We start from the raw sequence: 18,920 nt of genomic DNA, 5'->3' as shown, positions 1-18,920 counted from the left end.
GCAACTTCGTCTTTCTCTTATCCCTTGTTCGTGGTCTCAAAATGTCCCGGGTTAACTTTTTAAGTCCCACCCATATTCTACCCAAAACTGACGCCAAGTGCAAGTGTTCCGAGACTATAATTCTCAGCCCGCTTTCATCTTATACATGGGCTTGTCCGGAAGCCCGCTGGCAGGAGGCGCATCTCCGGCTCTATTAATGGAGGCAGAGAAAACTATTTTTGCGCAGGATGCCTAATACGCATTGCTTTTATCCGAGAAATATATTATAATAACTTCTGTTGCGCCCGTGGTCCAATGGATATGACGTAGGCCTCCGAAGCCTGAGATCCAAGTTCGATTCTTGGCGGGCGCGCCATTATTTTCAAGCTTGTACATAATTTAGTGACGATTATATTATATTTAACCAATGAGCCGCTTGAGGGCTCTTTTTTTTGAAAGTAAGTTTGACTTTCTTTGACTTTTTGTTTGAATTTGTTTATCATGTGGTTAATACGGTAACAGTAAAAAATGAACCCATTCGAAGCACCAATTTCAAGGAGGTTTTCCACGTGAGTTATATTCCTATGGTAGTAGAACAGAGCAACCGCGGTGAGCGCGCTTATGACATCTATTCCCGCCTGCTGAAGGACCGCATCATTTTCCTTGGAACGGAGGTTAATGACGTGGTTGCCAATTCCATCATCGCACAAATGCTCTTCCTGGCTGCCGAGGACCCGGATAAGGATATTCACCTGTATGTGAACAGCCCAGGCGGTTCCATCACAGCGGGTATGGCCATCTTCGATACAATGCAATACATTAAGCCGGATGTGTCCACCATCTGTGTAGGTATGGCCGCTTCCATGGGAGCGTTCCTGCTGAATGCCGGCGCCAAGGGCAAGCGCTTCGCCCTGCCGAACAGCGAAATCATGATTCACCAGCCGCTAGGCGGTGCTCAGGGGCAGGCTTCGGATATCGAGATCCGCGCCCGCCGCATCATCAAGCTGCGTGAGAAGCTGAACCGCATCTTGTCCGAGCGTACAGGCCAGCCGCTGGAGAAGATCGAGAAGGATACTGACCGCGACTACTTCATGAGCGCTGCAGACGCTGCTGAATACGGTATCGTAGACAAGGTAATTGAGAAGACTCTGCCCACAGGCGTATAAGTACCTGCTCCAATGAATACACAAAGAGGCTGTAACAGACCGGTCCGGTCCCGTTACAGCCTCTTTCTTATGCCCAGCCATTGCTGCCTACCTTAAGCTCCCGTACCCAAGGGCATCCAGCTTGCCTGCAATTACGCGGTAGCCTCTGCCGTTCGGGTGAATATGGTCCAGGAACAGCAGCCCCCGCTCATTACCGGCAAATTCATGGTATACCGAAGCAAACCCTACGTTATTGCTGCTGTAGCCTGCTGCATAGCGGTTGAACTCGCGCACCCACTCTGTTGCTTCATTCACCTGAGGGTAGGGATTATACAGGCCTACCATCCGGATGATGTAGGGGCTGCGGGAACCTGCTTTGAGCTGTGTCAGGCTGCCCATGATGTCGCTGTAGTTACGCTTGCAGTCCCTAAGCGCCTGCTGCAGTAAGCCCTGGAATTCACCGGGCCGGGGCCCGGCTGCCCGGGCTGCCTTAATCAAGTCGTTGCCGCCAATGGACAGCGTAATGATCTGCGCATCCTTCACCGCCGCCCGGTAGACATTCGAGCTTCTCAGCCGTTGCTTCAGCCCCCCGGTGGTCAGACCGTTGACGCCAAGATTCGCCGGCACCACTGGTGTACCCAGCCTCCCTTCCGCCATCCGGCGGTAGACGGGGACGAAGCCGTTCCCGGGCAGCGCCCCGAAGCCGGTTGTAAGTGAATCCCCGATCGCTGTATAAGCATAGACCATAACCTTCCCCTCCCCGTTATAAGCTGCTTGCCTTCTATAGCTTATGACTATCCGGGTGAAGTGGTAACGGCAGGGCAGGCTGATTAGGCCGTGGATGAAGGGTTTGCATGAAGAATGCCCCTGCGTCTCCCGGAGGAGATGCAAGGGCATCTGGATAATTATTTTATTATTTCAGCGCCGCGAACGGACTGCTTCCATCCGGCAGGAGTTCCTTGAAGCTGAAGTTGAATTCCGGGAAGCCCTCGGCATATGCCGTGTATTCGTATAACTGGAAGAAGAGCACCGCTTTGCCATCTTTCAGATAGAAGTACTTCTCGGTATTCAGTCCATTGAACCCGCCCAGATATCCTCCGTTAGCTTTGATCTCGGTGGCCAGCTTGGCATTGAGCTGTTTCTTGTAATTAGGGTTGGCACCGAACAGATCGCCCAGCAACAGACGTTTCCCGTCTTTGAGCGAGAAGGTGAACGCATTGCGGTAAGTCATCCCATGGGCACCGCCGGTATACCCGTATTGATTGGTGATTAGGCTGAGCACGCCATCCTGGTTATACGTGACCACATAACCGCCTTCGAATTCATAGGGCCGGTCATCCTTTGACCGCTTGGAGATTTGATCTTCAGCATCCTTCGCATAGTTCAGAACGGTCTGCTTAATCGTATCATTGATTGCCTTCTCTGCTTCTGCACTTGCCAGGCCGCTGACCTGCGGATAATCCAGCCGGATAGGCGCATCCTTATGATCCTTCACATAGCTCACTGTTTTGATGGTTACCGCATTCTGCACTTTCTTCATAACATTCAGCCGTCCTGCTGCTGCGCTCCCGTCTACTTTGTAGCCCAAGTAATCGCTAAGCAGCTCAGACGAAACATACAGCCGGTTATTCAGTTGCTTGCCTTCACCGACATAATAATTGTTCACCATAACAGAAATGCCATAATCATTGATCGTCAGCCTTGTCTGAGCAGTTCCTGTCCCGATGGTGTACGTCTTCCCCGCTTTATCATAAGAGAGCGGCATCCCCAGCGCATCGCGCAGGAAGGTTACCGGCACCCATACCTTTCCTTCCTGAAGCAGGCCCGTCTGGGCTGTACTTTTCCCGTTAACCTTCAGCACTACAGATGAGGATTTGGCTTTGACCTGAGCGGCTGCCGGAGCGGCCTCAGTGATGCCTGCATGAATTATTCCTGTTCCTCCCAGCAGGATTCCTGCGGCGAGCATTCCTGCACCCCATTTGCTGATGTATTTCTTAGAGTTCGAATTCATTGTTATTTCCCCTTCCACCTGGTGGTATGATTAGTCATGATGTGTGTTCTTCCGTATCACTGTTCCTATTATAGTAAAAGAACTAGCGGGGGATGTTACAATCCGCTTTACAGTTTCTTAAGGTTTGCCGTGATTATCTAAAGATCCTGTTACCTCAATTTAAACAAATTGAGAGCTTTAGATAGCGGCTGTGTGCATATATATACATTTATATGATTATAAAAAGCGCCTACCCCGCTATAACAGCAGAGCAAGCGCCTCTTACGAAACGTTTTATTTCAATTCATAAGTTACACTCAATTGGGTAATGATCTTAACCTGCCCGGGCTCAACGGAGCTGCCGGCATTGTTATCCATGGACATCTTTTGTAAAGAGGCTGCTTCAGCATAGACCACCGGATGATTCCCGTCATCGCTCTGAATGACAGTGACTACCTGACCCAGTCCGCGTTTGGCTGCTTTGGCGATGGCCGCAGCTTTGACATCTGCATTCTGCATAGCCTTCTCAATAGCCTGTGCTTCAAAGGCGGACGGATCTTCGATCGCAAACCGCACATTGCCGATGTTGTTCGCTCCAGCCGCAGAGGCAGCGTCCAGCAATTGTCCAACCTTTGTCAGATCCCGGTAAGAGACCTCTAGCGTGTGCTGGGCGTTATAGCCTTTTACCTTCTGGCCGTCCTTCTCGCTGTAAGTGTAGTTAGGCTGTACGTTGAACTGGGTGCTCTGAATGTCTTTGTCTGCAATGCCCCAAGTGGTCTTGAACAAAGCGGTCAGCTTGGAGACCTTCGCGGCTGTGCCTTTCTGTGCTTCCTGCGCGGTTTCGGCAGTTGTCGTTACGCCGATGGAGAGATACGCAATATCCGGTTTGATCGACAGCTCGCCTTTGCCTACCACGTTCACCACATTCTTCTGTACTTCGTCGGCGTAAGCCTTTTCAGGACCCTTTAGCACTCCGCTCAACCCCATTCCTCCAATCATCAAGCTAGCTGCCAGCAGAACTGATCCAATCGATTTACCCCATTTTATCATGCTTGCCATCCCCTTTCGATTCGTTTAAGTGTTATTACCCTCTAGACGGGACAGCATGGTAAAAGTTGCATGAGCGATGTACGATATTTATTTTTTATTTGTTCCCCGTCCCGATCCAGAACCGGCGGATGACATTTCCGTCCTCCTCTATATATTCGCTATCCTCGATACCGCCATTCCTGCGGATTGTCCGTTCCGATGCGGTGTTGACGGAGTCACAAACTACGAGTGCCTGCTCGATACCCAGTTCAGCGGACTTCAGGAGAGCCTGCTTCAGAAGCTCACTGGCATAGCCTTGTCTGCGTGCAGAGGGGACGATGCCGTAACCGATATGCCCGCCAGAATGGAGCAACCTTTCGGTCAGCCGGTGCCTGATGTTCACAGCTCCCACTACCCGTTTGTCCGTGGTCACCAGCCAGAAGGTTGAGCTGCTCACCCAGCCGTCCGGTATATCTGTACCACGGGCATACCCGTGAAGAGCCTGAATCATACCGTCAAAGTCAGCGGGGTCCATCTCTGTTACCCAGGGCACAAACGGCTCCCCGCTGGCCTTCCACTCCTCATAAAAGGCTAAATACGGCTCTCTGAGCGCCTCAGCAGGCTCAACTAATGATACTTCACCGTCTTGAATCTGCATCCGCATACCTCTCCTTATCCTCTAAAGCTGATATGAAAAAAAGCCCCTAAGGGCTTTTGGTTAGACCATGTAGCATTTATTGATTCTCGAGCTCTTCCTTGCTTACCAGACTGGTCAAAGCGGTTACAGCCTGTTCCGCGTCTGCACCGTCTGCGCTGATATGAATCTCCGTACCGGAACTGATCGCAAGGCTCATAATGCCCATGATACTCTTGGCGTTCACTTTTTTATCGTCTTTTTCCACGAAAATCTCCGACGAAAACTTATTAGCTTCTTGCACAAACAATGCTGCCGGCCGAGCATGGAGCCCCGTCTTCAACCGAACAACTACCGGGTGCTTTGTCATGAAACGCTTACCCCCTATTTGAGATCTGCCCAAAAATTTCACATTAATTTTATAATATTATATCATTATAACGCATACCGCACTAGAAAAAAAATAATCAGCCGCCGCGGACCTTGTCCGCCAGCTCATCAATTTTGCGCAAACGGTGGTTCACACCCGATTTACTGACCGTCCCGCCCAGCATATCCCCGACTTCCTTGAGGTTAATATCCGGGTGCGCCAGTCTGATCTCGGCAACCTCCCGCAGCTTATCCGGCAGACTTTCCAGACCCACCTCGCGCTGCAGCAGCTTGATGTTCTCAATCTGGCGTACCGCCGCACTGATCGTCTTGTTCAGATTGGCCGTTTCGCAGTTCACAATCCGGTTGACCGAGTTGCGCATATCGCGCATGATCCGCACATCCTCGAATTTGAACAGCGCCTGATGAGCGCCGATCAGACTGAGGAACTCGATGATCTTCTCGCCTTCCTTGATGTATAGGATGAAGCCTTTTTTGCGTTCTATACAGCGGGCATTCAGGTGAAATTCACCAGCTAGCTCAACGAGCGCCTTGCAGTGCTCCTCATACATGGAAGCGATTTCCAAGTGGTACGAAGAGCCCTCCGGGTTATTGACCGAACCGCCGGCCATGAAGGCCCCGCGCAGATAGGCACGCTTGCAGCAATTCTTGCCGACAATCTCTTCATCAATCCCGTCTGTGAAAATAAAACCCTCAGAGACAATCCGCAGATCCTTCAGGATCTCCTGGACCTGGTTCGGGATTCTTACAATATAGACGTTATTCTTCTTCAAACGCATTTTTTTACGCACGAGCAGCTCGATATGGACCTGGTAATATTTCTTAAGCAAAGAATATACCCGCCTTGCAATCGCGGCGTTCTCCGTCGAAATGTCGAGAACCACCTTTTTGCTCGAAAGCTGCACCGAACCATTCATTCGGATCAGCGCTGACATTTCCGCTTTCTCGCAGCAGGGCTGGCTCTCGACCATCGTCAGCTCTTTTTTGGTAAGGGCCGCAAAAGACAAGGGGCTCACCTCTTTCATTTAACTCTTTCTGTCAATCCAATCCTTCACCAGCTGGAAAATATGGTGACTGAGCTTATCTGTATCATGCCGCAAATAGGTTTTGAATAATACCAGCTTGTCAGCAATCACCTTATACCCGTTGCCGTCCACGGCCTCACGGTCAAGCTGTACCGGACGGGCACCCTTCTCGGCGTATTTGATCTGCACCTGCTCCGGGATCTCCCCGTCATTGACGATCACATAATCGAACAGATGCAGCCCGATATGGTCATATACGGCCTGTAGATGGTCATTAACCGTGTAATTATCCGTCTCACCCGGCTGGGTCATTACATTGCATACAAAAATCTTAATGGCCTCGGAAGCTACCACGGCTTCTGCCAGCTTCGGCACCAGCAGATTCGGCAGAATGCTGGTATACAGACTGCCCGGACCGAGCAGAATAGCATCTGCGTTGCGGATAGCCTCCAGCGCCTCCGGCAGCGGCTCAACATCCACCGGCTCCAGAAATACGCGCTTGATGACGCCTCCCGCCTCCGGGATTTTGGATTCACCGGTAATCAGCGTTCCATCCGCCATCTCGGCGTGCAGGATTACCGCCTCTCCGGCCGCAGGCAGCACCCGGCCGCGAACGGCGAACAGCCGGCTAAGCTCCCGGACTGCTGTAACGAAGTCCCCGGAGATGTCAGTCAGTGCAGCCAGAATCAGATTGCCCAGGCTATGCCCGGCTAAGCCTTCTCCGCTGCTGAAGCGGTACTTCATAATCTGTGCCATCAGAGGCTCAACGTCAGCCATAGCCGTAAGTACGTTGCGGATATCCCCGGGCGGCGGCATCTGCAGCTCACTGCGCAGAATCCCGGAGCTTCCCCCGTCATCTGCGACAGTTACGATCGCCGTGATATCCAGCGGCTTCTCCTTCAACCCCCGGAGCATCACCGAGAGTCCGGTCCCGCCGCCCATCACGACGATCTTTGGACGCTGTCCTTGTTCTTCAGCCACTATTCATCCCTTCTCTCATCAATGCCGGTCGCGTTCGGAGTCCCGATGGCTGACTGCCACCGCTTCCGTCTCGCTAACCCCCAGCATTTTGCCCAGGTATTCGGCGATGGCTACCGAACGGTGTTTGCCGCCCGTACAGCCGATGCCGATAATAATCTGGGATTTGCCTTCCTTGCGGTATTGCGGAATAAGGAATTGAAGCATATCTAGCAGCTTGGTCAGGAATTCTTGCGTTTCAGGCCATTTCATTACGTAGTCGTACACCTCGTTGTCTTGGCCTGTCTTGGGCCGCAGCTGATCCACATAATGCGGATTAGGCAGGAAGCGGACGTCGAACACCAGGTCAGCATCAATCGGAATCCCATACTTGAATCCAAACGAAGTAATGTTAACCGAGAGGGTGCTTTTCCCGAGGTGGGAGAAGCGTGACACTATTTTTTCTTTGAGCTGAACCGGCTTCATGCTGCTGGTATCCAGACACAGGGTAGCTGAATTCTTCAGCTCCTCCAGCATCTGGCGCTCCATGCGGATGCCGTCCAGCGGCATGCCCTTCGGAGCAAGCGGATGATGCCTCCGGCTCTCCTTGTAACGCTGTACAAGCACTGAATCTGTGGCGTCCAGGAAAAGGATCTCACACCCGATCGTTGACTCGTCCTTGATGTAGGCCAGAGACTCCGACAGAGCGGTGAAGAATTCCCGCCCCCGAAGGTCGATGACCAGCGCCACCTTGGCGATTTTACCCTTGGACTGCTCAATCAGCTCAGCGAATTTCGGGATTAGTACAGGCGGAAGATTATCCACGCAGAAGAACCCCAGATCCTCCAGGCTCTGCACGGCAATCGTCTTGCCCGCACCCGACATGCCTGTAATGATAATCAGGGTGGCATGGGCGGGCAGGGTTTGCTCGAGGTCGGTCATTACAGCATCCCTCCCTATGATTAGTATATGAATAATTCCGGTCTTTTAAGAACGCAGCAGCAGACCTGCCGCACCAATAATACCGGCGTCATTGCCAAGCGCTGCAGGTACAATCGTAACACCGGTCTGCAGAGGGGCAGGCGCCAGCTTGGCGAATACCCGGCGGACTTCATCGAACAGAATATCGCCTGCCTTGGAGACTCCGCCGCCGACGATGAATACTTCAGGGTTCAGAACCGCTGCAACGGAGGCCATTGATTTGCCCAGGTAGAAGGCCGCCCGGTTCACAATCCGCAGCGCAGCTTCATCGCCTGCCTTGGCGGCATCGAATACTTCCTTCGCAGCGATTTTTTCAACGGTGGACAAGGAGGTCCGGTCCCCGCGTGCTACAGCATCGTTCGCCATACGGATAATGCCTGTCGCTGAGGAAACGGTTTCCAAACAGCCCATGTTCCCGCAGCCGCACTGGATCGCTTCCAGATCGGGCACCACGGAGATATGTCCAAGCTCACCGGCCAGACCGGCAAATCCCTGATACACCTTACCATTAATGATAATACCGCCGCCGACACCCGTACCGAGCGTATAGCAGACACAATTCTCTATGCCGCGCCCTGCACCGCTCCAGGCTTCGCCCAGTGCAGCCACGTTGGCATCATTGTCTATTTTGACTGGCTTGTTCAGGCGACCCTCCAGAATGGAGCGGATCGGCACATCTCTAAATCCTATGTTGGGCGCAAGGATGATGATACCTTCACGAATATTCGTAAATCCGGCCAGTCCCGCACCGACACCAGCCAGCTGGTCCCAGGAGTACGGAGAGTCCTCCACAATCTGGCGTACATACTTCTCGATATTATCGATGACAGCATCGACGCCATCCGCAGTCCCTGTCGGACCTTCGTAAGTGTGCAGCAGGCTTCCCTCGGCATTACAGATTCCAACCTTAATCGTGGTACCACCTAAATCCACGCCAACGTAGATATGTTCAGACATGTTACAAGCCACCTTTTTCTATGCTAAAATAGTTAATCCTACGTACCCACTATAATAGAACCCTCCCCTGCGGTCAAGGAAAGGCGATACACCCGGGGCAATGGACTTCAGTTCTTATTTGTTAACAAAAAGACTTTCTCACCAGGCAGGCAAGAAAGTCCGTTCATTCTCTTCTATTGTAGGGTGCCAGATACCTTAATGCTATTCGGACAAAATCCGCTTCTGGCCCTCAAGGGCACGGATCGGTGCGATATTCTGGGTGAATTCCAGCGTCCCCATATAACGGCCTTCTGCATCCCGCACGGCGAAATAACGGATATAGATGAATTTATCCTTGATGTTAATCCAGAAATCCTCGGCATCCTTCACTCCGGCTTTGAAATCAGCCAGCAGCTTCTCAACAACATGCACACTTTGCGGCGGATGGCAGTTCTGTACGGTGCGGCCGATAACGGCCTTCGTCCGGGCGAAGATCCGTTCCTTGCCATGCGAGAAGTAGCGGACGACATCGTTCTCGTCGATAAAGGTCAGATCCACCGGCAGATGATTCATCAGCGTCTCGAGCTGGTGGAGCGACAGCAGCCCGGTCTCGAACCGGATGAAGCCCTGCGGGGACAGGCCTTCCCCTTCTTCCGCCGGAACATCAGCACCCTCAGGCTCCGCTGCACGCTCCGGTATCCATTCCTGATCGGGCGCAGTCAGGCAGAAGCCGATTTCATCGCTTTCGCGGGCGATCCGGACCCACTCATCCTCAGTCAGCTTATCCAGCGCCATCGGGAGCAGAATATTCTCTTCTTTGAAGATCATCTCATTGACTTCCTTAATGATCTCCTCCAGTGCGGCTGTAATCTGCCCGCTGTCCCCGTTATAGGCGCTAAGCGCCTTCTTGGCTTCCTTGATCATATTGCGGATTCCGTCATCCACTCCCCACATTACCTTCGTAGGACCGTATATGCCGTACTTCTCCAGGTAGGGGAAGAGCAGATTCTCCTTGCGGCTGTAGTGCTTGTCGAGATCCAGCAGCAGACTCAGGTCCTCCAGCAGCTTGAAAATAATCTCCTCGGTGGCGTTCTTCTTGAACTTATCTGCATGCAGCTCCAGCCGGAAGTTGACCAGACGCTCGATCTCGCGGTTCTCCAGCTTGAACGTATGCACGGGATGACCGGGCTGCTCCTCGGGCTTAGAAGAACGGTGAATCTGTTCAATCGAGCCTTTGAAAATTGCCGTATGCACAGAGCAGAGGCGCTGTACTTCCTCTACCGGAATGCCTTCCTCGGTCATCAGGGAGTGCTCCATGGCGGAGATTTCCTCCACCGTAACATCGCCTACCGCCTCTTCAAATCGCGCCTTAACCTCCTCCACGCTTTTGCCCGCATGCAGCTCCTTGATGATCTCTCTCAGCATAGCCTGGCGGCGTGTCTGTTCCGGAATATCGACCTCGCGGTTATTAATCAGTTCGCTCATCGCAATCTCTCCTTCTATTCTATAATCTCGAAACCATGCTGCTGAAAGGCCAGCCGAACGGTTTCCAGCTCTATTTTCTTTAACTTCATTCCTTTAGACAGGGTCATGAATCGTCCTGCGGTCTGCAGCATTCCAGGCTTTGCAATATCACGGAATCCCAGCTCCACCATGATCTCCACCACTTCCGGGTGCCTGGTTACCAGCTCAAAGACCGATTCATCCAGCTTCAACGCTTTGCTCATCCTTTTGCACACCTCACTAATGAGAATTCTTCTCAACACCAGCTTAGCATAGGGTACAGGGGTGAATTGTGATTGTAATCACTAACTACAAAAAGACTATCCCCGCCAGCCATTCAGCTTGGGGGGATAGCCTCAGAATTATACGTTTCCGCTGTATTCACGGCCTCTCGGCCATGAACAACATACCTACATATAGATTAGGTCATGCAGCTAAGTTACAGTGATTGGCTCCATCTATGGGAATTCCGGATATCATGCGAAATCCGCATGCTGCAGAATTTAGGGCCGCACATCGAGCAGAAATGCGCCTGCTTTGCCCCCTCCGCAGGCAGCGTCTCATCATGATACGCCTGCGCCCTTTCCGGGTCCAGGGAGAGATGAAACTGGTCGCGCCAGCGGAACTCGAACCGCGCCTTGGACAGCGCGTTGTCCCGGTCCTGCGCACCCGGATGTCCCTTGGCGAGGTCTGCGGCATGTGCAGCAATTTTGTAGGTAATGACGCCTTCGCGCACATCATTCTTGTCAGGCAGGCCTAAATGCTCCTTAGGTGTAACGTAACACAGCATTGCCGTTCCAAGCCCCCCGATTATCGCTGCCCCGATGGCCGACGTGATGTGATCATAGCCGGGTGCAATATCCGTAGTTAGCGGACCGAGGGTGTAAAAAGGGGCTTCGTGACAAATCTCAAGCTGCTTGTCCATATTCTCCTTGATCTTGTGCATTGGCACATGGCCCGGACCTTCTACCATAACCTGAACATCATGCTTCCAGGCAAGCGCCGTCAGCTCTCCCAGCGTCTCCAGCTCGGCGAACTGGGCTTCGTCATTGGCATCGGCGATAGAGCCGGGACGCAGGCCATCCCCCAGTGAGAAGGCCACATCATACGTCTTCATGATCTCACATATGTCTTCGAAGTGTGTGTACAGGAAGTTCTCCTGCTGATGGGCCAGGCACCAGGCAGCCATAATCGATCCGCCCCGGGATACGATGCCGGTCATTCTCCGGGCAGTGAGCGGAATATAGCGCCGCAGCACCCCGGCATGAATGGTGAAGTAATCCACCCCCTGCTCCGCCTGCTCAATCAGCGTGTCGCGATAGAGCTCCCAGGTTAAGTCCTCGGCTATACCGTTCACCTTCTCCAGCGCCTGGTATATGGGCACTGTCCCGACCGGCACAGGAGAATTGCGGATAATCCACTCCCGGGTGGTATGGATCTTAGAGCCGGTGGAGAGATCCATGATGGTATCAGCCCCCCAACGGGTCGCCCACCGCATCTTCTCCACCTCCTCTTCAATAGAAGAAGTGACCGCCGAATTTCCGATGTTGGCATTGATCTTCACCAGGAAGTTACGGCCGATAATCATCGGCTCACTCTCCGGGTGATTGATATTGGCCGGAATAATAGCACGGCCCGCAGCCACCTCATCCCTTACGAACTCCTTCCGGGTATTCTCTCGGATCGCAATATACTCCATTTCCGGTGTGATGATCCCTTGCCTTGCATAATGCAGCTGAGTCACATTGCCGCCTACATAGGCCCGCCGGGGATTCCTGCACAGTCCTGGATAAGCTTCTGCGGCAGCCCCTTCTCTGCGGATTCCGTTATCCTCCGGCCGGACGGCTCTTCCGGTGTACTCCTCCGAATCGCCACGCTCCGCGATCCAGCTTGAACGGTGCGGCGGCAGCCCCCTCCGAATGTCCATCTCCTCCGCGGCATCCGTGTACATACCGCTTGTGTCATAGACCCGCAGCGGAGCATTGTCCTCTTCCCCGGCAACGCCTTCGGTTCTGCTGAGGCTGATCTCCCGCATCGGAACCCGGATATCCGGGCGTGAGCCCTCCACATACACTTTACGGCTTGCGGGGAATCCGGAAAGATCCACCTCTTCGTTCTTCATCATTTCTGACATTCCAATCTCCTCCTCTTCACTCTGTGAGTCAATCAGATAAGATGTCACGCAGCAGACTGAGCCGAAGAATCTATAGATTCCTGCAAGTCAAAAAGCCGCTCCACCTGGAGCGGCTTTATTAAAGGAACAGTCAAATAAGACTGTATTCAAAAAAGGTCCGACTCCACTTTCCTACGCTGGTATGATCCAGATCAGGTTCAAGGGTCCGGAAATTCAATTTTCCCGTCTCAGCCTATTCAGGCTCCCCTAGTGGGTATCTTATCTAATTAAATACATTTTACCTGTATGGGTAATTCTTGTAAACCCGTTATTTATCCAGCGATTCGCTCCAGTCGTGCACCATCGTACCTTCCAGGAACTTCTCGGCATCCATAGCGGCCATACAGCCGGTTCCCGCTGCCGATATCGCTTGACGGTAACGTGTATCCTGTACATCGCCGCAGGCGAATACACCCGGGATGTTGGTCTCGGTGGTACCCGGGTTCACCACGATATAACCGTTGGCATCGGTGTTAATCTGGCCGCCTAAGAAGGCTGTGTTCGGTGTGTGTCCAATCGCTACGAACACACCGTCTGCTTCTACCAGCTCTGTCAGACCTGTCTCATTATTAAGCACCGTAAGGCCCTTCACTCCGGTCTCTCCTACCGTTACTTCAACCGGTGTGCGGTTCAAGGCCCAGGTTACCTTGCTGTTGTCACGCGCCCGGTCCTGCATGATCTTCGAGGCCCGCAGCTCGGGACGGCGGTGAACCAGCGTTACGCTGGACGCAAAGCGGGTCAGGAAGCTGGCTTCCTCCATAGCGGAGTCTCCGCCGCCGACGACGACAATCTTTTTATTACGGAAAAAGAAGCCGTCACAGGTCGCACAGGTGCTGACCCCGCGTCCCACATTCTCCTGCTCGCCCGGAATGCCCAGATATCTTGCAGAGGCCCCGGTTGAAATAATAACCGACTCCGCTTCCAGTACACCCATTCCGTCCACTGTTACCTTGAACGGACGCTGTGAGAAGTCCACCGACTCCACCCAGCCATTCTTGAATTCAGCGCCGAAGCGTTCCGCCTGCTTGCGCATATTGTCCATCAGGTCCGGACCCAGAATCCCTTCAGGGAAGCCTGGAAAGTTCTCCACTTCTGTCGTCGTTGTCAGTTGTCCCCCCGGCTGCAAACCTTCAATGACCAGCGGGCTCAGGTTCGCACGCGCCAGATAAATCGCGGCAGTCAGCCCGGCCGGGCCTGTTCCGATTACAATCGTTTTGTACATTACATTGGCCTCCTTACAAGTAGGTGTTCTTACAACAGCAATTGCTTCAAATACGGGTAGTGGACGGCGATAAGCCGCCGGTTCCGGGCAGCATCCCCTTGGGTCCGGGAGCAGCCGCAGGCTCCTGCTCTTCGCCGGGCGAGCCGCCGGCTTCATTCAGGTTCTCCCCGATCAGCCGCTGAAGGCTGAACAATACCGCCTCCTGCAGGCGGTCCTCCTGCAGCGGCTCCTGCTCCAGAACTCCGCGCAGTACCTCGGACATCTCCTCGTCCTCAATCCAGCGGAGAGCCTCGGTCACCTGAAGCTTCGTAGCGGAATCGCCGTAGCGCAGCGCCCAGAAGAACGAGGCGCGCAGCAGCGGATTATTCCGCACTTCTTCAGTGAATCTGCCCGTATTGCCCTTCCACTGCTTCAGCTGCTCCTGGAAGGGCAGCTGATAGTTATAGCTGACAGCAGGCATAGGCTGTCCTTCTGCCCGGGCCTGCTGGAGCTGGGACAGGAAGAACGCCGGGACAGCGGAAGCAGGGTCCAGCTTGGCTGCCTGTCTCCAGCAGCGCAGCGCCTCATCATGTTTTCCGCTATTGCTTGCCGCGGCCGCACAGTAATGATACAGCCCGGCATCTCCGGCGACCTCCTCATCCTTCAGCAGACGGCGGAAATGGCTGTAAGCGGCAGCGTGCCGGCCCAGGATACCCATGGTTGTAGCCATTTTGAATACATGCTCCTGATGGAACGGCACCGTTGCTTCAAGCATACCGAGCAGCGTTTCAAGCTGTTCCTTATCTCCTGCATACTGCAGGAAGATGGCCATATTGCACAGAGCATGCAGATTGCCGGGGTCTTGCTTCAGCACCTCATTCAGACATTCCTTCGCCTTGGCGAACCGGCCCATATAGAAATGAGCTAATGCCAGATTATTATGCGCAGCCAAAAAATCCGGGGTACCCGCAGTGATCTCCTCCAGCAGCTCTACAGCCTGAGGGAACTTACCCTCCTCCAGCAGACTACGCGCCCGGTCATGCTCTACGACTCCCTCACGGCTGCGGATACGCACCAGCGGAGCAGGCCGGTTCAGCTCATATTGCAGCAGCTCCATCAGTTCTTCGGATTCGGTCATGAACTCGCCGTTAGCATCCTCTTCCAAGTAAGTGACCAGCGAACGCTCCGCCTCTTCAAAGCTTTCCATATTGGCGAAGTTATTAGCCATGTAGAAATGGCATTCTGTCATAGCGGGGTCGATTTTCTCCAGAACATGGATAAGAATCTCGTTAGATGCGGTATAATTGCCCATCTCAGATAATATACCCGCCATATTGCAATGATTCACCGGATTATCCGGCTCATATTCAACAGCTTTGCGAAAATTTCTTAATGCCTTATCATATTGAAAGCGGTCCAGCGACCGAACGGCTCTTTCAAAGAAAAAATTGGCATCCAGAGTGACCGGAATGACATTACTGTGCTCCGCGGCATTCTCTGAAGTTCTCTCTATCATGGAAGCAAGGCACCTCCCTTGTTTCAGCTTCCCTAGCCTTACCTGTTCGTTTCCATTTATGGTCTCGGCTGTCTTCTTCACACAGTATACCACATGTGGCAACGAGATTCTCAAGTCTCAGAGAGAGAGCTAACGGGAGGGAAAAGCTCAAAAAAAGACGCGGGAGTTAAATCCCCGCGTCTCTGAACAGCTTATCTATGGAACCGCCCTCGATGATAATACGCGTGGCCTCAGCCAGCATGGGAGCTACCGAGAGCACTGCGAATCTGCTGGAATGCTCGTCCGGCAGGGCAATCGAATCGGTAATGACAATCTCGTCGATATTGGGATGATCCATCCGCTCAAGCGCATCCCCGGAGAACAGTCCGTGCGTAGCACAGACGATACTGTTCCGGGCGCCCCGCTCCTTCAGGCCCTCCACCACATTGACGATCGTGGTTCCGGTATCTATAAGATCCTCTATAATGATTGGCGTCCTGCCTTCCACATCACCAATGACATGCGTAATCACCGATTCATTATGCGCCGGACGCTTCTTAATCATGATGGCGAACGGCGAATCCAGCCGGCTGGCCAGCTTCTCCGCCATGGACGCTCGTCCCGCATCCGGGGAGACCACGACCAGATCGGTAAGCCCCTTCACCTTCAGATAACCGCTAATCAGATCAAGCGCCGTCAGATGATCGACCGGAATATTGAAGAATCCCTGTATGGCTGCGGCATGCAGATCAATCGTAATTACGCGCGTTGCACCGGCGGTGGTCAGCACATCGGCGACCATTTTGGCCGAGATCGGCTCACGTGGTGCGGACTTACGCTCCTGCCGGGCGTACCCGTAATAGGGAACGATAATGTTCACCGTTCTGGCCGATGCGCGCTTGGCGGCATCAATCATGACCAGCAGCTCTACAAAAAGCTCGTTAATCGGATGAGCCAGGGATTGCACCAAAAATACGTCGCAGTTCCGGATGCTCTCTTCATAATGCACATAAATCTCGCCGCTTTTGAAACGGGTCAGCTTAATCTGGCCAAGCGGCGCACCAAGGCGCTCCGCAATATCAGCGGCAAGCTTCGGATTCGACGAACCGGAAAAAATCCGTAATTGATGATGCATAGTACCCTCCTGGGATTATAAATTTATACGTTGAACGGAACAGATGTACGGCGGCGTCCTTCAAAGACGGCCAGTTCGCGGAAGCCGGTGCGCCAGAGCATGTCCCGGGCCTCTGTTAAGCCGTCTCCCAGCTTCATGGGATCATGCGCATCAGAGCCAACCGTGAGCGGAATGCCCAGCTCAAGCGCCTGAACAAGCACATGCTCTGCCGGGAACATCTCGGCGCACGGCTTGGTCAGCCCGGAAGCGTTCAGCTCCATCGAGATGCCGCTGCGGGCAATGACCTTCAGCGTATCCAGCTCAAGCTTCTTAGCCTCCGCCAGGTCCTCCGGCGTCCGGGGTCCGTAACCGAACCTTTTGATGACGTCCATATGTCCTATAATATCATATAATCCTGATAACGCCGACTTCTGTACAGCATCATAATAGCGGCGGTATACCGCCATTACATCCTGGCCTTCCCAGCCATGGGTCTGCCGGTGGTCGGTAATATCCCATTCTCCCAGGAAATGCACCGAGCCAATCAGATAATCCCACGGATAGGGTGCCAAAAGCTCGCGGATCTGCTCCTCATATCCCTCAATATAATCCGCCTCCAGCCCGACCCGCAGCTCAATCGTGCCCCGGTAGCGCTCCTTCAGCGTAAGGCATTCCTCCACATATCGCGGAAGCTCCGCAAGAGGCATAGCCATCTCGGGATAGTAGTGGTCCGGGTCGACATGGATCAGCGGCAGATGATCCGACAGCCCGAGCTGCTCAAGACCCAGAGCGATGCCCTGCTGCACATACTCCTCCAGCTTCCCGACGGCATGGCCGCAGCGTTCATGATGGGTATGATAATCGATATGCATGCAGAAAGTTCCTCCTAATCCCGCCGCGGGCGTTCATGGCGGGCGCTCAGCTCTTCCAGAATCTCATCCAGCGGAAGCTTGCGCTCCTGCAGCAGCACCAGCAGGTGATAGATCAGATCGCTGACCTCCAGGCGCAGCTCGGCATTATCTTTGTTTTTGGCGGCAATGATCGTCTCGGAGGCTTCCTCACCGACCTTCTTCAGGATCTTGTCCACGCCCTTGTCGAACAGATAGGTCGTATACGCCCCCTCAGGACGGTTCACCTCACGCTCGGCAATCACACGCTCCAGCTCCCCGAGTACCGCAAACCGGCCGCTCTCTGCTTCAGCAGCATTCACGGCAGCCCCGGCAGTGTCAGTTACGTTTGCCGGTGAATCGAGCGGAATCTCGCGGAAGAAGCAGCTGTTCTCCCCGGTATGGCAGGCCGGTCCCTCCGGCACTACCTTCACCAGCAGCGTATCGCTGTCACAATCGTAATGGATCGAAGTGATCGCCTGCGTATTGCCGGACGTTCCCCCCTTATGCCACAGCTCGCTGCGTGAACGGCTCCAGAACCAGGTCTGGCCGCTCGCAAGGGAGCGCTGCAGCGATTCAGGATTCATATAGGCGAACATTAATACCTCCAGGGTGCGCGCATCCTGAATGACAGCAGGCAGCAGGCCTGATTCATTCCAACGGATGCCGGACACAGCCTCCTGCTGGCTTAGTGCGATATCCTTCTTGTCCTCGCTCATCGGATCTCTACTCCTCTTTGCTTCAGATCAACCTTCAGATCATGAATAGCAATCTCTTTATAGTGAAAAATGGTTGCCGCAAGTCCGGCATCTGCCCGGCCTTGCGTAAATACATCATAGAAATGCTCAATTCTCCCGGCCCCGCCGGAAGCAATGACAGGAATACTCAGCAGGTCGCTGACCGCCGCTGTCAGCTTCAGGTCGAAGCCGTCCTTGGTCCCGTCCGCGTCCATACTTGTAAGCAGAATCTCACCCGCGCCCAGCCGCTCGGCTTCCTTGGCCCAGTTCAAAGCCCGGATACCCGTGGGCGTACGTCCGCCGTGCGTATACACTTCCCATTCGCCCCAAGCCTCATTATATTTGGCATCCATCGCCACTACAATACACTGGGAGCCGAAGTGACGGGCCCCTTCCAAAATCAGTTGAGGGTTATTTACAGCGGCCGTGTTAATGCCGATCTTGTCCGCTCCGGCACGCAGAATCCGCTTCATATCATCAGGTGTCGAGATGCCCCCGCCCACCGTGAAGGGAATGGCAATCTCACCCGCCGTCTGCCGCACCACTTCAATCATGGTCGCCCTGCCTTCCACAGAAGCGGAAATATCGAGGAATACCAGCTCATCCGCGCCCTCGCGGTCGTACAGCGCCGCAAGCTCCACCGGATCTCCGGCATCGCGCAGATTCACAAAATTCACGCCTTTTACCACACGCCCGTCCTTCACATCCAGACAAGGAATAATCCGTTTCGCCAACATGCCAAGA

At 53.6% G+C, this 18,920-nt stretch carries 19 protein-coding genes, 1 tRNA gene and 1 riboswitch; of the genes, 2 read left to right on the top strand and 18 right to left on the bottom strand.

What is annotated here, in order from left to right:
- Positions 1–280: 280 nt before the first annotated feature.
- A tRNA-Arg gene (locus tag MKY86_RS32765) sits at positions 281–355 on the top strand.
- Positions 356–548: 193 nt separating this feature from the next.
- Positions 549–1,145 carry an ATP-dependent Clp endopeptidase proteolytic subunit ClpP gene (gene clpP / locus MKY86_RS32760; protein ID WP_036690083.1) on the top strand — a complete coding sequence of 199 codons (597 nt, stop codon included), beginning with the start codon at positions 549–551 and terminating at the stop codon, positions 1,143–1,145.
- A gap of 87 nt (positions 1,146–1,232) precedes the next feature.
- On the opposite strand, the gene MKY86_RS32755 is transcribed toward clpP, so the two are convergent.
- From MKY86_RS32755 to hisF, 18 genes are all read right to left on the bottom strand, one after another.
- A complete protein-coding gene (locus MKY86_RS32755; protein WP_036726263.1) occupies positions 1,233–1,871 on the bottom strand; it encodes a GDSL-type esterase/lipase family protein in 639 nt (212 codons plus the stop codon).
- A 166-nt stretch (positions 1,872–2,037) separates the two neighbouring features.
- Entirely contained in the window at positions 2,038–3,135 is a 1,098-nt protein-coding gene (locus MKY86_RS32750) for a PdaC/SigV domain-containing protein (RefSeq protein WP_076077070.1), read from the bottom strand.
- A 273-nt stretch (positions 3,136–3,408) separates the two neighbouring features.
- A complete protein-coding gene (locus tag MKY86_RS32745) occupies positions 3,409–4,164 on the bottom strand; it encodes an SIMPL domain-containing protein (protein WP_076077067.1) in 756 nt (251 codons plus the stop codon).
- 94 nt (positions 4,165–4,258) lie between these two features.
- Positions 4,259–4,801: a GNAT family N-acetyltransferase gene (locus MKY86_RS32740; RefSeq protein ID WP_076077064.1), complete on the bottom strand. Its 543-nt coding sequence runs from the start codon at positions 4,799–4,801 to the stop codon at positions 4,259–4,261.
- 76 nt (positions 4,802–4,877) lie between these two features.
- Positions 4,878–5,147, bottom strand: coding sequence for an HPr family phosphocarrier protein (locus MKY86_RS32735; protein ID WP_036690075.1), 270 nt, complete (start codon positions 5,145–5,147; stop codon positions 4,878–4,880).
- Between the two features lie 97 nt (positions 5,148–5,244).
- Positions 5,245–6,174, bottom strand: coding sequence for a DNA-binding protein WhiA (gene whiA / locus MKY86_RS32730; RefSeq protein WP_036726258.1), 930 nt, complete (start codon positions 6,172–6,174; stop codon positions 5,245–5,247).
- 18 nt (positions 6,175–6,192) lie between these two features.
- Positions 6,193–7,134 (bottom strand): gluconeogenesis factor YvcK family protein, encoded by a 942-nt coding sequence (locus tag MKY86_RS32725; RefSeq protein ID WP_200869550.1) that lies wholly within the window; start codon positions 7,132–7,134, stop codon positions 6,193–6,195.
- 57 nt (positions 7,135–7,191) lie between these two features.
- Positions 7,192–8,091, bottom strand: a complete 900-nt coding sequence (rapZ, locus tag MKY86_RS32720; protein WP_036690069.1) for an RNase adapter RapZ — start codon at positions 8,089–8,091, stop codon at positions 7,192–7,194.
- Positions 8,092–8,136: 45 nt separating this feature from the next.
- Complete coding sequence (locus tag MKY86_RS32715; RefSeq protein ID WP_036690067.1) at positions 8,137–9,087, bottom strand: ROK family glucokinase; 951 nt, start codon at positions 9,085–9,087, stop codon at positions 8,137–8,139.
- 201 nt (positions 9,088–9,288) lie between these two features.
- The gene (locus MKY86_RS32710) at positions 9,289–10,551 is read right to left on the bottom strand and encodes a DUF438 domain-containing protein (RefSeq protein ID WP_076077061.1); all 1,263 of its coding nucleotides are present in this window, start codon (positions 10,549–10,551) and stop codon (positions 9,289–9,291) included.
- Between the two features lie 14 nt (positions 10,552–10,565).
- Positions 10,566–10,793, bottom strand: a complete 228-nt coding sequence (locus MKY86_RS32705) for a DUF1858 domain-containing protein (protein WP_076077059.1) — start codon at positions 10,791–10,793, stop codon at positions 10,566–10,568.
- A 215-nt stretch (positions 10,794–11,008) separates the two neighbouring features.
- The gene (thiC, locus tag MKY86_RS32700) at positions 11,009–12,703 is read right to left on the bottom strand and encodes a phosphomethylpyrimidine synthase ThiC (protein ID WP_143803620.1); all 1,695 of its coding nucleotides are present in this window, start codon (positions 12,701–12,703) and stop codon (positions 11,009–11,011) included.
- Positions 12,704–12,854: 151 nt separating this feature from the next.
- Positions 12,855–12,961: riboswitch (TPP riboswitch) on the bottom strand.
- 49 nt (positions 12,962–13,010) lie between these two features.
- On the bottom strand, positions 13,011–13,964 hold the full coding sequence (gene trxB, locus MKY86_RS32695; protein WP_076077056.1) for a thioredoxin-disulfide reductase: 954 nt from the start codon (positions 13,962–13,964) through the stop codon (positions 13,011–13,013).
- Between the two features lie 46 nt (positions 13,965–14,010).
- On the bottom strand, positions 14,011–15,459 hold the full coding sequence (locus MKY86_RS32690; RefSeq protein WP_340827736.1) for a tetratricopeptide repeat protein: 1,449 nt from the start codon (positions 15,457–15,459) through the stop codon (positions 14,011–14,013).
- Positions 15,460–15,625: 166 nt separating this feature from the next.
- Positions 15,626–16,573 (bottom strand): ribose-phosphate diphosphokinase, encoded by a 948-nt coding sequence (locus MKY86_RS32685; protein ID WP_036726251.1) that lies wholly within the window; start codon positions 16,571–16,573, stop codon positions 15,626–15,628.
- Positions 16,574–16,596: 23 nt separating this feature from the next.
- Positions 16,597–17,424, bottom strand: a complete 828-nt coding sequence (hisJ, locus tag MKY86_RS32680; protein WP_076077053.1) for a histidinol-phosphatase HisJ — start codon at positions 17,422–17,424, stop codon at positions 16,597–16,599.
- Positions 17,425–17,438: 14 nt separating this feature from the next.
- Positions 17,439–18,158, bottom strand: a complete 720-nt coding sequence (gene hisIE, locus MKY86_RS32675) for a bifunctional phosphoribosyl-AMP cyclohydrolase/phosphoribosyl-ATP diphosphatase HisIE (protein WP_076077050.1) — start codon at positions 18,156–18,158, stop codon at positions 17,439–17,441.
- A complete protein-coding gene (hisF, locus tag MKY86_RS32670) occupies positions 18,155–18,913 on the bottom strand; it encodes an imidazole glycerol phosphate synthase subunit HisF (protein WP_076077048.1) in 759 nt (252 codons plus the stop codon). Before hisF ends, hisIE begins: the two co-directional genes overlap by 4 nt.
- Positions 18,914–18,920 lie beyond the last annotated feature (7 nt).

Source organism: Paenibacillus sp. FSL R7-0333 (genome assembly GCF_038000365.1).
GTDB classification, from domain to species: domain Bacteria; phylum Bacillota; class Bacilli; order Paenibacillales; family Paenibacillaceae; genus Paenibacillus_AQ; species Paenibacillus_AQ silagei.
This window is presented reverse-complemented; position numbering and strand designations above follow the sequence as displayed.

Bases quoted from the DNA above. Each gene is read 5' to 3' on its own strand.
- MKY86_RS32755 (WP_036726263.1), bottom strand. From the start codon at position 1,871: ATGGTCTATGCTTATACAGCGATCGGGGATTCACTTACAACCGGCTTC.
- MKY86_RS32750 (WP_076077070.1), bottom strand. From the start codon at position 3,135: ATGAATTCGAACTCTAAGAAATACATCAGCAAATGGGGTGCAGGAATG.
- MKY86_RS32745 (WP_076077067.1), bottom strand. From the start codon at position 4,164: ATGATAAAATGGGGTAAATCGATTGGATCAGTTCTGCTGGCAGCTAGC.
- MKY86_RS32740 (WP_076077064.1), bottom strand. From the start codon at position 4,801: ATGCAGATTCAAGACGGTGAAGTATCATTAGTTGAGCCTGCTGAGGCG.
- MKY86_RS32735 (WP_036690075.1), bottom strand. From the start codon at position 5,147: ATGACAAAGCACCCGGTAGTTGTTCGGTTGAAGACGGGGCTCCATGCT.
- MKY86_RS32725 (WP_200869550.1), bottom strand. From the start codon at position 7,134: ATGGGCGGCGGGACCGGACTCTCGGTGATGCTCCGGGGGTTGAAGGAG.
- rapZ (WP_036690069.1), bottom strand. From the start codon at position 8,091: ATGACCGACCTCGAGCAAACCCTGCCCGCCCATGCCACCCTGATTATC.
- MKY86_RS32715 (WP_036690067.1), bottom strand. From the start codon at position 9,087: ATGTCTGAACATATCTACGTTGGCGTGGATTTAGGTGGTACCACGATT.
- MKY86_RS32710 (WP_076077061.1), bottom strand. From the start codon at position 10,551: ATGAGCGAACTGATTAATAACCGCGAGGTCGATATTCCGGAACAGACA.
- MKY86_RS32705 (WP_076077059.1), bottom strand. From the start codon at position 10,793: ATGAGCAAAGCGTTGAAGCTGGATGAATCGGTCTTTGAGCTGGTAACC.
- thiC (WP_143803620.1), bottom strand. From the start codon at position 12,703: ATGTCAGAAATGATGAAGAACGAAGAGGTGGATCTTTCCGGATTCCCC.
- trxB (WP_076077056.1), bottom strand. From the start codon at position 13,964: ATGTACAAAACGATTGTAATCGGAACAGGCCCGGCCGGGCTGACTGCC.
- MKY86_RS32690 (WP_340827736.1), bottom strand. From the start codon at position 15,459: ATGATAGAGAGAACTTCAGAGAATGCCGCGGAGCACAGTAATGTCATT.
- MKY86_RS32685 (WP_036726251.1), bottom strand. From the start codon at position 16,573: ATGCATCATCAATTACGGATTTTTTCCGGTTCGTCGAATCCGAAGCTT.
- hisJ (WP_076077053.1), bottom strand. From the start codon at position 17,424: ATGCATATCGATTATCATACCCATCATGAACGCTGCGGCCATGCCGTC.
- hisIE (WP_076077050.1), bottom strand. From the start codon at position 18,158: ATGAGCGAGGACAAGAAGGATATCGCACTAAGCCAGCAGGAGGCTGTG.
- hisF (WP_076077048.1), bottom strand. From the start codon at position 18,913: ATGTTGGCGAAACGGATTATTCCTTGTCTGGATGTGAAGGACGGGCGT.